Raw genomic sequence first — 14,705 nt, 5'->3', positions numbered from 1 at the left:
AAACATGATTTACCTGGTTTTTCCATCGTCGTGGCATCCTTCTCAACCTTATCTGAGCCTGCCTGCCCTCAAGGGCTTTCTGCACCACAACGGCATCGAGGATGTCGTCCAGCGTGACCTGGCGATCGAACTGCTCGACCACCTGTGCACGTGGGAAAAAACCAAACCGCTCTACGACCGCATCGTCCAACAGGCGCGGGAACTGGGCGCGAAGCCGCAGCTCTCCGATTTCGAACGCGAAAAATACGAAAAACTGATGGAAGCGCAGGAGATCATCCCGGCGCTGTGCGACCAGATTGATGCGGCCAAGGCGTCGCTGCGCTGCGAGGATTTTTACGAGATCGACCGCTACATGGAGTCGCTGAAGATCATCGACGTCTGGCTGGACAACATCCTGTCGCCGTACTATCCGTCGCAGTTGACGGTCATCGGCAGCCAACTCCGTTACTCCCCATATTCCACCGAGGAAATCTTCCAGTCGTTCGAGAATCCGGACGAAAACTTTTTCCTCGACCTGTACCGCGAGCATTACCTGCCCGGTATCCTGAAAGAAGACATCGACATATTCGGCATCTCCATCACTTCGGTTGAGCAGGTGATTCCGGGATTGACCCTGGCACATCTGGTCAAGACGGCGCGGCCGGAAATCCATGTCACCGTCGGCGGCAGCATCTTCACCAAGTTGGTGGATGCGCTGGAGAAGGGATCGCCGTTGTTCGATTTCGTGGACAGCTTCATTGTGCACGAGGGGGAGACGCCGTTGCTCAAGCTGGTGCAGCAATTGCGCGGCGAAGGCGACCTGACCCAGGTGCCGAATCTGGTTTATAAGGATAAGGACGAAACCGTGCAGGTCAACCGGCCGTTCGGCAAAGAAGAGTTGAACGCGTTGCCGACACCGGATTTCGACGGCATGCCGTTCGATCTGTATCTGTCGCCGGAGCGGGTGTTGCCGGTGATGGGGTCGCGCGGCTGCTACTGGGAACGCTGTGCGTTCTGTTCGATCCCGTTCGACCACATCGATTTCCACGTGCGCTACGCGGAGACGGTGGTGCAGGATTTCAAGAACCTGAAGGAAAAGTACAACTGCCGTTACTTCTTCTTCACCGACGAGGCGCTGCCGATCAATTTTCTGCGTACCTTTGCGCAGAAACTGGTGGAAGAGGAAGTCGATGTGCAGTGGACCGGCGAGCTGAAATTCGAAAAGAGTTTATTGCGCGACAACCGGCTGGAGTTGTTGTACAAGTCCGGCTGCCGCAAATTGATCTTCGGCATGGAATCGTACAACCAGCGCGTTCTCGATTTCATGCAGAAAGGTTGCCCGAAGGATGTCATCGACGAAACGGTGGAGGAGTGCATCCGTATTGGCATGGGCATGCATTTTTACATCCTCGTCGGGTTCCCGACGGAAACGCGGGAAGAGGTGATGGACTCGATCAACTTCGTGATGGACAACCAGCGCATTCTGGAATCGCCGGGCTTTTCCTGCATCGCTTCGCAGTTCGATCTGGAGAAGGGCACGCCCATTGCCAAAGACCCGGAAGCGTTCAAGGTGTACGGCCTGTCGAATCCGCCGCACCACGATCTTGCATTGGGATTCAACCACAAGGTGCGCGAGGGGCTGACGCCGGAACAGGCGACGGAACTGTATCAGGAGATCGTGCAGAAGATCAGCCGCGAAGTGATGACCTTTCCCCACAACTACTCGCTGGCCGACGGTCTGCTGTACCTCGGCTACCACGACAAGGAAATCATTCAGGAACGGCTGGCGTCGTTGGTCGTCTGATTTTCCACTCCTTAAAACAGCGCAATCATTCCAAAAGGCAAACTGAAAAGCAATAGCAGCACCACCGCGTTCGCGATATGCAGCAGCATGATGTTGTCGTGAATGGTGGACAGCAGGAACTCCACTCCCACGCGGCGCACCGCGCTTTCGATATCGGCGCGTGTGATCTCCTCGCCCGGCTTTTTCTTGATCTCTTCCATCACATCGTCGAGGAAGAAAAACTTCAGCCCCTTTAAAATGATACGGAAGATGAGGCCTTTTATGTAGCTGATCGGGCCGCCTTTCAGTTTCAGGTCATCGAGAAATTTTTTGCCGAGCTGGTCGAATTTTTCACCGAGCTCCTGTTTCGAGACGTTCTTGCTGAGGTTGGGGTAGTGCGAAAATACACCTTTGACCAGAATGTCGAGCAGGTCGTGCAGGCCGTGGACGGCTTCCTTCAGTTTTTTGCCGACGGTGAAGAGGGCGCTGGACAACACACCGTGAAAAACTCCCAACAAAAGAAACCAGCCAAGGGCAAGGATCAATGCCAGCCATTGGATGAGCATATTCCAGTCGGTGGGGTCGAGCAGCCAGGTATCGAGCCCCCATCCGGCAAGGGCGCCCAGCAGGAGGCCTCCCGTCGAAAACAGGAACAGGCTTTTGAAGGTGCCGAGGAGAAGATCGCTGAAAAAATCACGCCAGTAGGCAACGAGTTGAGGTCGGTCCATGATTTTTACTAGAGTCGAGTGACTGTGGGTTGTTGTGCCGGCGCGGATTGAGGGCGGGCACGCGGTTGCGTTTCCGTAGTTTCAGGCGGTTCCCCCTGGCGGATGCTGGAACTCAGGTTCATGAGAGTCGGGATCAGGATCAATGTGAACAGGGCGCTGAAAAAAAGTCCCGATAAAATGACCACGCCAATGCCCCGGTAAATTTCACTGCCTGCTCCGGGGAAGACGACAAGCGGCATGAGTCCGAAGATGCTGGTGAACGTGCTCATGAAGATGGGCCGGATGCGGTTGCTCACGCTTTCCAGAATGGCGTCACGGTAGTGCATGCCATCTTCCCGGATGTGCAACAAGGCCTGGTAAATGATAAGAATGGCGTTGTTCACCACGACGCCGATCAGAATGATGAAGCCCAGCATGGTGAGAACGTCCAGCGGTTGCAGGATGAATTTGTTGAGGGCCCACAGGCCGAACACCCCGCCGACGGCGGCCATCGGCACGCTGAGCATGATGATCAGCGGAAACCCCCAGTGCTGGAACAGCACCGCGAGCAGAAGGTAGGTGATAAACAGAGCCAGGAGGAAGTTGCCACCCATTGCCTCGCGCGTTTTTTCCAGTTTGTCCGCGTTGCCGGTCAGCGTAATGGCGTACCCTCCCGTCAGGATTCCCTGATCTTTGAGAGGCTGGATGATTTTTTCTTTTACCAGGGCGATCGCATCCTCAAGCGCAATGGTCATGGGCGGCGTGATCTCCAGCGTCACCGCGCGCTGGCGCTCGAAATGCCGGATGTTTTCGGTGCTCACCGTTTCGACCATGGCAGTGACGCTGTTCAAAGGCACCGCTTGGCCGCGCGGCGTGCGCAGAATCAGGTTCGGAATGTCCTGCGTTTTCTTCACATCCTTGTCGCGGCTCATGAGAATGAGGTCGATGCCGTCGCGCGGCAGGTAAGGGGCGGAGATTTTGTCGGCATCGAGGTACACCTCATCCGCATACACACCGTCCACCAAAGCCGCCACCGAATAGCCCAACTCGGAGACATCCACGCCCATCTCTGCCGCCTGCTTCCAGCGGGGTTGAACCAGGATTTGCGGCTGACCCAACTCGATACCGGGGTTGGGGCGAACCTGCGCGTCGGGCATGAGTTCCTGTACCTTGAAAAACGACTCGCGCGCGATCTCCGTGATGCGCACCAGGTCCGGTCCCATGATATTCATCTCGATGCCGCGCGATCCGGTGAATGCGCTGGAAAACAGCGACAACTGTTTCGAAACCGCGATCATGCCCGGAACTTTCTTCAACTCCTCGCGAAGCACGGGGATGAGATCTTTGGCGCGTTCAGGGTCCTTCGCTTTGACGACGGTGAACAGGCGGCCGCGGCTTCCGATGAACAGGAAATTGCGCACCGCGGGTCCTTTCAGCTTCTCTTCTTCCGGACTTCCCGGCTCCGCCTGCCAGTACGGCGCGTAGTTTTTCTCCATTTCGTTGCCGATGCGCGTCATTTCCTGAATGTTGTACCCCTGCGGCGGAATCATCATGCCGATGATGACGTTCTGATCGCCTTCCGGCAGGTATTCGGTTTTGGGCAGCATCAGCCACGCGAGATAAGCAGGCAGCGCCGTCAATACCAGGATCACCACCACCTGCCTGAGTTTGGATTGAAAAATGAAACGCAGAATGCGAACCACGGTTTCATTGAGCCGCGTTGCCAGCGGCACGATGCCGAACAGGTTGCGGAATGACGAAACGAAGCGGCTTTTCGAGGGAGCGTGGATGCTTTCGAAGTTGAGCAGTTTGCGGCTCAACGCCGGAATGACGAGAATGCTGACAATCATCGACAGCGTGACCGCGGCGCTGATGGCCACCGCAATATCCTGGAATAACTGTCCGACTTCCTCCTCGATGAACAGGATGGGGATGAACACCGCCAGCGTGGTCAGCGTGCTGGCGAAGATCGCACCCCACACTTCCCGCGCCCCGTCGTGCGCCGCATCGAAGGTGTCCTTGCCCTTTTGCCGGTGCCGGTAAATGTTTTCGAGCACGATGATGGAGGCGTCCACGACCATGCCCACGGCGAAGGCCATCCCGGCGAGCATGATGACGTTGATGGTCTTGCCCATCAGGGTGACGATCAGGAACGAACCGATGACGCTGATGGGAATGGCGACAGCGACAACCAGGGTGCTGTAAAAACTGCGCAGGAAAACAAGTAGTATGATGATGGCGAACGAACCACCCACCACCAGGTTGAACATCACCATATCGATGGATCGCGAGATGTACTCGGTCTTGTCCGCCGTCTGGTGCAGATGCATGCCCATCGGGTTCAGCACGGTGTCGTTGAGGTCCTTGACCACCGCCTTCAGTTCACCCATTACCTGCAGAATATTGGAACCGATCTCCCGGCGTGCGTTCAGCGAGATACCTGGAAGGCCATTGTGGCGTACGTAGTCGCGCAGTTCATCGTGCGCGAGCCGCACTTCCGCCACGTCCTTCACATAAACCGGTGTGCCGTTGACGTGAGTGAGAATGGTGTTCTCAACGTCTTCTTCAGATTGGAACTCTCCCGTGGTGCGGATGATGTAGCGCCGCTTGCCCTCGTCGAAATCGCCACCACTGATGTTGCGGTTTTTTTTGCGCAACTCCTCCCGCAATTGGAAGATGGTGATGCCGCGCTCTGCCAGTGCCTCCGGATCGAAGACCACCTGCAACTCCAGCGGACTGCCGCCGTACACTTCGCTGTCAGAAATCCCCGGCACGCGCTGGAACCGGGTTTGGATCACGTCCTCCGCGAAATCGCGGTAATCGTACACGTTGATCTCTTTTTCCTTGCCGGGGAGCGGTTGCAGAACGAACCAGCCAATGGGACGGTCGGAGATATTACTGGTTTTGATGATGGGCTGATCCACGTCTTCCGGGTAGGTCTCGACCTGGTCGAGTGCGTTGGCGGTGCGGACGAGCGCCATTTGCAGATTGGTCCCAACCTGGAAGGTCAGATACACCTCTGCGACGCCGGTCTTCGCCGTGCTTTCCATCTCCACCAGCCCGACGATGGACTTGAGCTGGGTTTCCTGTTCGTCGATGATTTCGCGTTCGATTTCTTCCGGGCTGGCGCCGGGCCAGGTGGTGCGGATGCTCAGTTCCGGCTCGCTGATTTCAGGGATCAGTTGAACGGGGATGCGCAGCAGGGACATGAGACCGAACATGAGGATGAGGATCACCCCCACGGCAACGGTGACACCATATCTGAGAGATTGTTCGACCAGTTTCATGGAACATCAGTTGAGATGTTTGTTGATGATGCGGACTTCGGTGTCGGGTTTCAGCCGTTCGTTGCCGTCCACCACGACCCATTCTCCGGCTTGGATTTTCTTATCCAGAAATTCAATGGAGATCATGCTGTCTAACAGTTTACCGGTTTTGACCGGCACCTGGTAAGCAATCATTTTCTTTTCTGCATTTTCCCGGACCACCCATACATTGGCGCCTTTAGGCGTTCTCACCAGGGCATCCTTGGGAACAAACAAGCCTTTTTCAGCATCTTTTTTGTTGGGTTGAAAGCGCACCTTCACCAGCATGCCGGGGGCGAGGCTGGAATTGGGTTTGCTGACTTTGATGCGAACCGGGAAGGTGCGGGATACGGGATCGCCCTGTGGAACCTTTTCGATGACCGTGCCCTGAAAGGTGGTGGTCGGGGCGTTGATGTCACGGGTTTCCAGTATCACTTCAGAGGGAGTACCGATTTGAATGGTGTGGAACTGAGACTGGGGCAGGTTGACTTCGACCTTGAGAGGGCTGGCGGCAATCATGGATACCGCTTGGTCTCCTTTTTCCAGCCATTGACCGACTTCGGTGATTTTTTTGGTGATGTATCCGTCAAATGGCGCGTAAATGGTGCCTTGCTGGATGTCGTCTTCGATCAAGTGGATGCGCGCATTGGCGGCTTCCAGATTGGCCTTTTCCTGCTGGATGCGTTCGATACGCGGACCTGCGACAAATTCCTCCAGCACCGAACCCTTTTCGCGCAGCATGGCCCGCGCCTGGTCGGATTCGGCCTCGGCTTTATCGTAGGCGTCGAGGCTCAGCACTCCTTCCTGATACAGTCTTTTGATGCGGCGCAGTTCGTTTTCCGCGAGATGCAGCCGGGCCTGAGCCTGGTCAAACGAATGGCGGGCGGCTTCAATGGTTTCCTTGCGGGTGCCGGTTTCCAGTTCCTGCAGCAGGGTTTCAATCCGCCGCTTTTCCGCAAGAGCCAACTCCCGCTCAAGCAGCAGCGGCCGGATGCGGAGCTTGATCAACGGAGCGCCTTTTTCAACGCGGTCGCCTTCCTTAAAGAGAATACGCTCGACACGCCCATCTATTTCCGCTGAAAGCTGAGTGGTGGCCCAGGGAAACACCGTGCCGGGCAACTCGATGCGTTCCTGCATGACCATTTTCTCGGCTTTGGCCACGCCGACGGGAACGGTGAATTTGAATTGGCTCCAAGCGGGATTGGCAGGTGCCAGCAGGCATAAACACAACATCAGCCCCATGTAGAAGAGGCGTTTCTTTCGCTGCGGCAACAGGATTGATGAGTGGGACGTTGGGTCGGTCACGAGTATTGAAAAATCGGAATTGAATTGAGTGAATGGTGGAACAAACAGGTTGTCAAAACCTTGAGTTTACCAGCATAACGCATTTGCAGGCGAACTTGCATCAACCTTTTGTAATGACCGGATTGGAATTTGAAGGGGGGAGGAGGTGCCGGCTTCCAGCGATCAGGTGGCCACATCCACGGTGACGATCAGGTCGCCGCGCCGGTCACCCTGTTTTTGACCCTTGTTGCGGATGCGCAGGCGGCCGCCGGACTGGATGCCGGCAGGGATGCCGACGAGCAGGTGCTCGGTGTGATCTCCCAGCTTGTAGGACAACTCTTTCTTGGTGCCCTCCCGGGCTTCTTCGGGTTGGATGGATATTTTGAAATGGAGGTTGAGAGCGTTTTGATGGGTGTCCGTTTCAGGTTTGACGAACAGGCCTTTGACTTTTTTTAACAGGTTGGGCTGTTGAGAAGTGTCCACGTCTCCGGCGGCATCGCCTTTTTCGGCCTTGCGTTTGCGGTTCATCGTGTACAGGGTGGTGCCCACCGATTGCAGAATCCAGAGGCCGGTGCCGATGCGGCCGATGGGACCGGGAATCATGCGCAGCATTTTTGCCAGACTGCCGGCGGCGCCGGTGAACAGCAGGGTTTCGAAAAACCCGGTGCCGTGACGAAAACCGGATTTTTGAAAATCCTGATTCAGGTTGTTGAACATGTCGCGGCCGAACGCCTGCCGGAACATGTTCTCGAAAATTTCCTGCTGGCTGTAATTGAACTGCGGCCCGGATTGGCCTTCGGAAAATTTGCGTGACAGATCGTACTCCTGCCGTTTTTTGGGATCCATCAACACCCCATAGGCTTCGGTGATATTTTTGAAACGTTCCTCGGCCTGCGGGTCGTTGGGATTGTGGTCGGGGTGGGTTTCCACCGCGAGCTTGCGGTAGGCTTTTTTGATTTCCTCGCTGCTCGCAGTCTCCGCCACGCCGAGGATATGGTAGTAATTTTTGGAATGGGTTTTCATGGCTTCCTGAAAAGCCGGTTCACATCCCCAACTGCTGCGGATACTTGGCCTCGGCCATTTCCGGCCCTTCCAGGCGGGTGTTGCCTTCCGTCGTGGCCAGGCGAAACGTCTCGTCTTTATGAAGGCGTTGCTTGAGATTTTCGAAAAACACCAGGATGGGTTTCGGTTCCACTCCACTTTTGGGATCGACCGGCTGAATGATGAAGTCGTTCTTGGCCTTCACATCTCGATACTTGCGCTTCATGCTCATGGAATAGGCTACATAACCGGGAATGCTTTCGGTGCCCAGATAGGGTTCCTTGTTGAGCACCTTATAGTCTTTGGGAATGTACACGTTGGCGAAATAATCCTTGCCAAGGGAATGGTGGACCACCGTCTCCACTTCCAGCACGCGCAGGGCCGCATCGGTTTCCTTCAAGTTCATTTTGACGAAATAAGTGCGGTCGTGGAAGTTCAGGTTTTCCAGGAAGACAATGCCATAGAGGACATTGAATTTAAATTGAAGAAAAATACCCAGACAAATCCATCCGAATATGGCCCAGAATTTTTTCAATTTTCCGCCCTTGGCTAAATGGTTCTATGATAAGGTTTAAGGATCGAACTGAACAAGGGAACCCGCATTCCGGGCCGTGCTGTGCCTGATTCGGAACGCTGTCTTTTGATAGATTATGAAATAAAAAGCGGGCAAAAGCAACCGTCCGGACAGGTTCTTGTCTTGCCGGAATCTCCTCAGTCCACATAGGAAAAATATGGAGCTCGACCGCGGTTACCTCGTTGCGCTGGAAGGCATCGACGGTACTGGAAAGACGACGCAATGGACCCTGCTGGCAGATTATCTGGAAGAGCGCGGTCTCCCGGTGGTGCGTCTGCGCGAGCCGACGCAAGGGGTGTGGGGACAAAAAATCCGGAAAATTCTGAGTGAAGGGCGGGGAGAGACCAGTGCGGAGGAAGAGTTGCAGTGGTTTTTGAACGACCGCAAGGAAGATGTGGAGCAAAACATCCAACCCGCCCTCAACGCCAACAAGGTGGTGGTGATCGATCGCTACTACTATTCGACGGCGGCCTACCAGGGAGCGCTGGGATTTGATCCGGAGCAGATCTGTGCCGTCAACGAAGCGTTCGCGCCGCGTCCGGACCGGGTGCTGATCTTCCACGGGTCTTTGGAAAAAAGTTTGGAACGCATTGAAACCGGACGGGATGGGTTCAGTTCGTTTGAGAAAAAGGATTACTTGAAAAACGTTCAGGATATTTTCAGTTCCTTTAAAGGCGTGCATATTCGCCGTATTGACAGCGATGGAACGGTGGCGAATGTGCATCGTCAAGTCGTGGCGGAGGTGGACGATCTGCTTGGGATCGAGGAAGCCCGATGAAACGGTTCGTCCTTGCCATTACCGGGGCCAGCGGCGTGTGCTACGCCAAACGTTTGTTCGACGTGCTGCACCCCAAATCGGAATTGCATGTGGTGATCTCCGAACGCGGTGCGGAGCTGTTGAAACTGGAACTGAACCTGCCGCCGTCTTACTTTGACAAGGAAAATGCCACCGTCCACAAAAATTCCAAAATCAACACGTCGATTGCCAGCGGCTCGTTCAAAACCGACGGCATGGTCATCGTTCCGGCCAGCATGGGGACGCTCGGGCGCATTGCCGCGGGAATATCCGGCAGCCTGGTGGAACGCGCTGCCGATGTGGTGTTGAAGGAAAAAGGAAAATTGATCGTGGTGCCCCGGGAAGCGCCGTTCAGCACCATTCATCTGAAAAACATGCTGGCGCTGGATCAGGCCGGGGCATTGATCCTGCCTGCGAATCCCGGGTTTTACAACAATCCGGAATCGGTGGACGATCTGGTCGATTTCGTTGTGGCGCGCATCCTCGATCAACTGGATGTCGAGCAGGACGTGATGCCGCCTTACCAACCTTGAGTCAGGCTCAATGAACATGATTTATCTGGACAATGCCGCCACCACCCCGATGGACCCGGAGGTGATCGATGCGCTGACCGCATCGATGCAGCACGACTTCGGCAATTCGGGAACGGTGTACCGGTTGGGACTGGATGCGAAGCAGAAAATCCAGCAGGCCGAGGATCAGATTCGGGAGAGCCTGTCGATCCCGCCACGCTTCCGCCTGATCTTCACCAGCGGCGGCACGGAATCGAACAACCTGTTCATCAAGGGCGTCTGTTCTCCGGATAAGAAAGTTGCCAGTCTGGGGCTGGAACACCCGAGTGTGCAGGAAGGACTGGAGTCTTTAAAGCAATACGGCAATGAACCGGTGTCGCTGTTGCGGTTCCAGAAAGACGGATGCTTGGATGCGGCGGCGATTCCTGAGCTCAAAAAACAGAAGGTGCGCTGGCTGTGCCTGTCGCACGTCAACAACGAATTGGGCAGCATCAACGATCCCCAAACGCTGACTGCGTTGTTGAAGCAACATGCGCCACAGACACGGCTGTTCCTGGATGGCGTGCAGGCGGTGGGCAAGCTGCCGTTCACGCAAGCGATGTGGGACGGCGTGTCGGGCTATTCGCTGTCGGCGCACAAATTCCACGGACCCAAGGGCATCGGCGCACTCGTTGTCGATTCGCACCTCAGCCTGACGCCGCAAATGCACGGCGGCAAACAGCAGTTTGGCATGCGGTCCGGCACCCTTCCCGTACCGTTGATCGTGGGTCTGGCGCGCGCGGTGCAACGAGCGGCGGAGCAGAGCGTCACGGCATCCAAAACCTTTTCCGTGTTGCAGGCACGGCTGGTCAGCGGACTGAATGCATTGAATCGCGATAAACCGCATCTGGATTTGAAATTCAATTCCGCAGCCGATGCCAACGCGGCGCATCAGACTCCCGCCATCGTGAACTTCAGCTTCGCGCCGGTGGAAGGGGAGGTGGTGCTGCACCATCTGGAGGAAAAAGAAATTTATGTCGGACTGGGTTCCGCTTGCAGCGCCCATTCCAAGGAGCCGTCCGAAATCCTGACCGGTATCGGGCGCACCCGCGAAGAAGCGCGGTGCAGCCTGCGTGTCTCATTCAATAAGTGGAATACGGTGGACGAGGTCGATCGATTTCTTGAAACCTTCGCCGTCGCCTACGATTCCCTGCACCCATCCTTTCAACGCCGATTCGCCAACTCATGACTCCACAATGCACCATCCTGGTCCGTTACGATGAAATCGGACTCAAGGGAAAAAACAGAAGTATGTTCATCAACCGTCTGGCAGACAACATTCGGCGACCTCTCAAAGATCTGGAAGGCGTTCAAATCCAAAAGCCGCACGGCCGGATTCGCATCGATTGTCCTTCCGAGGTTGCCGACGCAGTAGCACTGCGCCTGGCTTACATTCCGGGTATCGCTTCATTCAGTCTGGGGGTGGCGATGGATCCGGACTTCGACGCGATGGCGGAACAGGGTGTGGAATGGATCGAGCTGCTCATTCCCCCCGGCGGAACCTTCAAGTTCTGCGTGCAGACCCGGCGTTCGAACAAGCGCTTTCCAAAAACCTCGACCGAAGTGAATTATGAAGTCGGCTCGCGCATTCTGGGCCGTTTGCATGAACGCGGTCTGGAAGTGGATATCAATAACGCGCAGTTCACGCTGGAAATTGAGATCGGGCTGGAGCAGACGGTGGTGTTCAAAAACCGCATCGCCGGGTTGCGCGGGTTGCCCGTCGGCAGCTCCGGCGAAGTGCTGGGATTGATTTCCGGCGGCATCGACAGTCCGGTGGCCCTGTTCCGCATCATCAAACGCGGTTGCCGCGTGCACGGCATTTTTTTCGACAACCAGCCTTACATGGGGCGTGGCGGTTACGACAAGGTGAAGCGGTTGAGCAAACAGCTCAACCGCTACCAGAGCGGGGCCTGTTTGTATGTGGTGCCGTTTGAAAAAATCCAGGAATCGATCCGCGACCATTGTCGTCCCGCCAACCGCGTCGTGTTGTACCGGCGCATGATGTATCGCATCGCGCAGGCGGTGGCCGAACAAAACCGGTATCAGGCGCTGGTGACGGGCGAGTCACTGGGGCAGGTGGCGTCGCAGACGCTGGAAAATCTCAACGCGGTGTCGAGCCTGGTATCGTTGAGCGTGTTCCGGCCGCTCATCGGCACCAATAAAAACGAGATCATTCAAATGGCGCGGGAGTTGGGCACGTACGAAATCAGCATCGAACCGCAACCGGATTGCTGTTCCGTGTTCATGCCCTCCAACCCGACCACCAAAAGCAATCCGAAATACCTGGAACACGACGAGACCGAATACCCCTGGCAGGAATTGATGCAGGATGCCATCGCCAAGATGGAGGTCATCGACCTCGATACGCTACACTGAATCGGGAAGGCGCGTGACCTCGAAATCGTCTTTCAGCTTCGATTGCAACACGCGGATGGTCTGGTGCAGAGTGGGGTGCATGAAATCGGGCGCAATCTCCATCATCGGGTCGAGCACGAAACGCCGCTGGGCGATGCCGGGATGCGGAACTTCCAGTTGCTCCCGGCGGATGACATCCGCGTCGTAAAACAGCAGGTCGAGATCGATCTTGCGCGGTCCCCATTTTTCCCGCCGCTCCCTCCCCATTTCTTGTTCAATATTCAACAGAACGTGCAACAGATCCGTTGCGCCCAACCCGGTTTCGAGCTGCACGACGGCATTGACGAACCAGTCCTGATCGGTTTTGCCGAAGGGTTGGGTTTTGTAAAAGGAAGACGTGGCGTGGATGGCCAGGTGCGGGTGCGCCTTCATCCGGGCGATGGCTTCCCGGCAGTGGCCGGGCGCGTCTCCCAGATTGGAACCGATACCGATGAAGGCGATGTGGGACACGTTGGAGTCCCTTTTTGGATCAGCGGTTAAAATTCAAATTTCACCGTGGCCAGGCGCTTTTTGATTTCCTGCATGATGCGCACTTCCTCGGCTTCGTCTTTGGCCGCAAACGTGGCGGAGAACCGCACGTAGTTGCCGACGTCATCCCACGGCACCGTGGAGATGAGATGCTCGGTGATCAGGTACTGGGAAAAGGCTTCGGCGTTATCGAAGCGCGGGCCACCCTGAATTCCTTTGGGCGCTTTGACGAACAGGAAGAACGATCCGCCCGGCATGGATGCCTTGAAGCCGACGGAGTTCAGGCTGTCCACCAGCAGGCGCAGACGGCGCTTGTATTTTTCGACGATGCGCGCCGTGATTTCCGGATGCTCCAGCGCGTAGATGCCGGCATTTTGAATGGCGGCGAACTGGCCGGAGTCGATGTTGTCCTTCACGTGTGCCAGTCCCTTCACCACGAGCTCGTTGCCCACGACGAAGGCGATGCGCCATCCGGTCATGTTGTAGGCTTTGGAATGGGAATGGAACTCCACGCCTACGTCCATCGCACCCGGCACCGACAGGAAACTGATGGGATCGGTGTCGTAGGTCAACGTGGCGTAAGCCGCATCCTGAATGACAACGATGTCGTTGGCTTTGGCGAAAGCCACCACGTCTTCGTAAAATTTGCGGGTGGCGTTGGCGCCGGTCGGATTGTTTGGGTAATTGATGTACAGCAGTTTGGTCCGGCGTGCGGTGTCGGCATCGATGCTTTTGAGGTCGGGCAGGAATCCGTTTTCTTCCGTCAACGGCAGGTTGACCACTTCTCCACCCAGGTATTGCGTGTGCGTCCCCATCACCGGGTAGCCGGGGATCGTCATCAACGTCACATCGCCCGGATTGATGAAGATCAAGGGCGTCATGGCGAGGCCGGGTTTGGAACCGATGGTGTGGTTCACGTGCTTTTTGGGGTCGAGGCCTTTGACGCCAAACTGTTTTTCCATATAGCGCACGGCGGCTTCCTTGAAGGCGTCGTTGCCGTTGTCCGTATAACCGCGGTTCTCCGGCTTGCGCGCTTCTTGTTCCAGCGCCGCGATCACCCCGGCGTCTGCCATCTCGTCCGGTTCGCCCACACCCATGTCAAACAGTTCCTTGCCGGGGTTGGCCTCCAATGCGGCACGCTTGGCGCGTTTGATCTTCTCGAATTTGTAAATTTTGGTGTCTTTGCCGAACTGGGTCCCCCCCAGGCGGTCCGCAAATTGCGATTGGATATAACTTTCGGACATAACGTTGACTCCGGTATGGATGCGATGAATGCAAGGACGCGATTTAAGGACGGGACAATGTAGCCAAAAACGAAAGGGGTGTCAAGGCGCGGAGGGGCGGCGTCACCCGTCCTTCACATCCTGTTCGGTTATCGGGTCTTCGACCGGCAGCGGGGCGTCGTAAAAATCATCCATGTCCTCGGCGTCGATCACCAGATTGGCCTCCTTCTGGCTGTGTCTGAGGTACTTGATGATTTCGGTGATTTCCTCATCGGAAAACTTGCCCTTCTGTGCAGGCATTTTGCCGGTGCCGTTAGTGATGGTGTGACGGAATTCCTGATCGGAAAATTCACTTTTAACGAAAACCGCATCGATCAGGTTGGGCGCTTTGGTGTGGCCGCCCAGTGCATCCGAACCGTGGCAGTTGGAACAGACCTGGTGAAACAATTCCTGCCCTCGTTTGAATTCGGCAGGCACCGATTTGGTCGGTTGCGGCGCACAGGCTGCGAGCGACAGGACGGATAACGACAGGATCAATGAAGTGCGGGTCCAGAACATTTGTGTCTCCACAAGTTGACC

13 protein-coding genes are annotated in these 14,705 nt (G+C 56.0%); 5 read left to right on the top strand and 8 right to left on the bottom strand.

Annotated features, from left to right (window positions below):
* Positions 1–4: 4 nt before the first annotated feature.
* Complete coding sequence (locus QML71_RS08465) at positions 5–1,783, top strand: B12-binding domain-containing radical SAM protein (protein WP_282011490.1); 1,779 nt, start codon at positions 5–7, stop codon at positions 1,781–1,783.
* A gap of 11 nt (positions 1,784–1,794) precedes the next feature.
* Here the strand turns inward: QML71_RS08465 and QML71_RS08460 are convergent, their stop codons facing one another.
* From QML71_RS08460 to QML71_RS08440, 5 genes are all read right to left on the bottom strand, one after another.
* The gene (locus tag QML71_RS08460) at positions 1,795–2,490 is read right to left on the bottom strand and encodes a hypothetical protein (RefSeq protein ID WP_282011489.1); all 696 of its coding nucleotides are present in this window, start codon (positions 2,488–2,490) and stop codon (positions 1,795–1,797) included.
* A gap of 8 nt (positions 2,491–2,498) precedes the next feature.
* Positions 2,499–5,756 carry an efflux RND transporter permease subunit gene (locus tag QML71_RS08455; RefSeq protein ID WP_282011488.1) on the bottom strand — a complete coding sequence of 1,086 codons (3,258 nt, stop codon included), beginning with the start codon at positions 5,754–5,756 and terminating at the stop codon, positions 2,499–2,501.
* A gap of 6 nt (positions 5,757–5,762) precedes the next feature.
* Positions 5,763–7,007: an efflux RND transporter periplasmic adaptor subunit gene (locus QML71_RS08450; RefSeq protein ID WP_282011487.1), complete on the bottom strand. Its 1,245-nt coding sequence runs from the start codon at positions 7,005–7,007 to the stop codon at positions 5,763–5,765.
* Between the two features lie 234 nt (positions 7,008–7,241).
* Entirely contained in the window at positions 7,242–8,081 is an 840-nt protein-coding gene (locus tag QML71_RS08445) for a DnaJ domain-containing protein (protein ID WP_282011486.1), read from the bottom strand.
* A 19-nt stretch (positions 8,082–8,100) separates the two neighbouring features.
* Positions 8,101–8,634: a hypothetical protein gene (locus tag QML71_RS08440; RefSeq protein WP_282011485.1), complete on the bottom strand. Its 534-nt coding sequence runs from the start codon at positions 8,632–8,634 to the stop codon at positions 8,101–8,103.
* Between the two features lie 196 nt (positions 8,635–8,830).
* On the opposite strand from QML71_RS08440, the gene tmk reads away from it, so the two are divergent.
* The 4 genes from tmk to thiI are packed head-to-tail and all read left to right on the top strand — an operon-like array spanning position 8,831 to position 12,396.
* Positions 8,831–9,451 carry a dTMP kinase gene (tmk, locus tag QML71_RS08435; RefSeq protein WP_282011484.1) on the top strand — a complete coding sequence of 207 codons (621 nt, stop codon included), beginning with the start codon at positions 8,831–8,833 and terminating at the stop codon, positions 9,449–9,451.
* Positions 9,448–10,002 carry a UbiX family flavin prenyltransferase gene (locus QML71_RS08430; protein WP_282011483.1) on the top strand — a complete coding sequence of 185 codons (555 nt, stop codon included), beginning with the start codon at positions 9,448–9,450 and terminating at the stop codon, positions 10,000–10,002. Before tmk ends, QML71_RS08430 begins: the two co-directional genes overlap by 4 nt.
* 16 nt (positions 10,003–10,018) lie before the next feature.
* Positions 10,019–11,209: a cysteine desulfurase family protein gene (locus tag QML71_RS08425; RefSeq protein WP_282011482.1), complete on the top strand. Its 1,191-nt coding sequence runs from the start codon at positions 10,019–10,021 to the stop codon at positions 11,207–11,209.
* Positions 11,206–12,396, top strand: coding sequence for a tRNA uracil 4-sulfurtransferase ThiI (gene thiI / locus QML71_RS08420; RefSeq protein ID WP_282011481.1), 1,191 nt, complete (start codon positions 11,206–11,208; stop codon positions 12,394–12,396). The genes QML71_RS08425 and thiI overlap by 4 nt, the downstream gene beginning before the upstream one ends.
* Here thiI and folK read toward each other — a convergent pair.
* The 3 genes from folK to QML71_RS08405 all read right to left on the bottom strand — a co-directional run bounded on the left by folK (position 12,388) and on the right by QML71_RS08405 (position 14,684).
* Positions 12,388–12,885: a 2-amino-4-hydroxy-6-hydroxymethyldihydropteridine diphosphokinase gene (gene folK / locus QML71_RS08415; protein WP_282011480.1), complete on the bottom strand. Its 498-nt coding sequence runs from the start codon at positions 12,883–12,885 to the stop codon at positions 12,388–12,390. The two genes, thiI and folK, sit on opposite strands and share 9 nt — an antisense overlap.
* 26 nt (positions 12,886–12,911) lie before the next feature.
* Complete coding sequence (locus QML71_RS08410; protein WP_282011479.1) at positions 12,912–14,147, bottom strand: LL-diaminopimelate aminotransferase; 1,236 nt, start codon at positions 14,145–14,147, stop codon at positions 12,912–12,914.
* A 102-nt stretch (positions 14,148–14,249) separates the two neighbouring features.
* Entirely contained in the window at positions 14,250–14,684 is a 435-nt protein-coding gene (locus QML71_RS08405; RefSeq protein ID WP_282011478.1) for a c-type cytochrome, read from the bottom strand.
* Positions 14,685–14,705 lie beyond the last annotated feature (21 nt).

Source organism: Nitrospina watsonii (assembly GCF_946900835.1).
Taxonomy (GTDB): Bacteria; Nitrospinota; Nitrospinia; order Nitrospinales; family Nitrospinaceae; genus Nitrospina; species Nitrospina watsonii.
Note: the sequence above shows the minus strand (reverse complement) of the source record. Positions and strands in the feature narration are given on the sequence as shown.

Bases quoted from the DNA above. Each gene is read 5' to 3' on its own strand.
- QML71_RS08465 (WP_282011490.1), top strand. From the start codon at position 5: ATGATTTACCTGGTTTTTCCATCGTCGTGGCATCCTTCTCAACCTTAT.
- QML71_RS08460 (WP_282011489.1), bottom strand. From the start codon at position 2,490: ATGGACCGACCTCAACTCGTTGCCTACTGGCGTGATTTTTTCAGCGAT.
- QML71_RS08455 (WP_282011488.1), bottom strand. From the start codon at position 5,756: ATGAAACTGGTCGAACAATCTCTCAGATATGGTGTCACCGTTGCCGTG.
- QML71_RS08450 (WP_282011487.1), bottom strand. From the start codon at position 7,007: ATGTTGTGTTTATGCCTGCTGGCACCTGCCAATCCCGCTTGGAGCCAA.
- QML71_RS08445 (WP_282011486.1), bottom strand. From the start codon at position 8,081: ATGAAAACCCATTCCAAAAATTACTACCATATCCTCGGCGTGGCGGAG.
- tmk (WP_282011484.1), top strand. From the start codon at position 8,831: ATGGAGCTCGACCGCGGTTACCTCGTTGCGCTGGAAGGCATCGACGGT.
- QML71_RS08430 (WP_282011483.1), top strand. From the start codon at position 9,448: ATGAAACGGTTCGTCCTTGCCATTACCGGGGCCAGCGGCGTGTGCTAC.
- QML71_RS08425 (WP_282011482.1), top strand. From the start codon at position 10,019: ATGATTTATCTGGACAATGCCGCCACCACCCCGATGGACCCGGAGGTG.
- thiI (WP_282011481.1), top strand. From the start codon at position 11,206: ATGACTCCACAATGCACCATCCTGGTCCGTTACGATGAAATCGGACTC.
- QML71_RS08410 (WP_282011479.1), bottom strand. From the start codon at position 14,147: ATGTCCGAAAGTTATATCCAATCGCAATTTGCGGACCGCCTGGGGGGG.
- QML71_RS08405 (WP_282011478.1), bottom strand. From the start codon at position 14,684: ATGTTCTGGACCCGCACTTCATTGATCCTGTCGTTATCCGTCCTGTCG.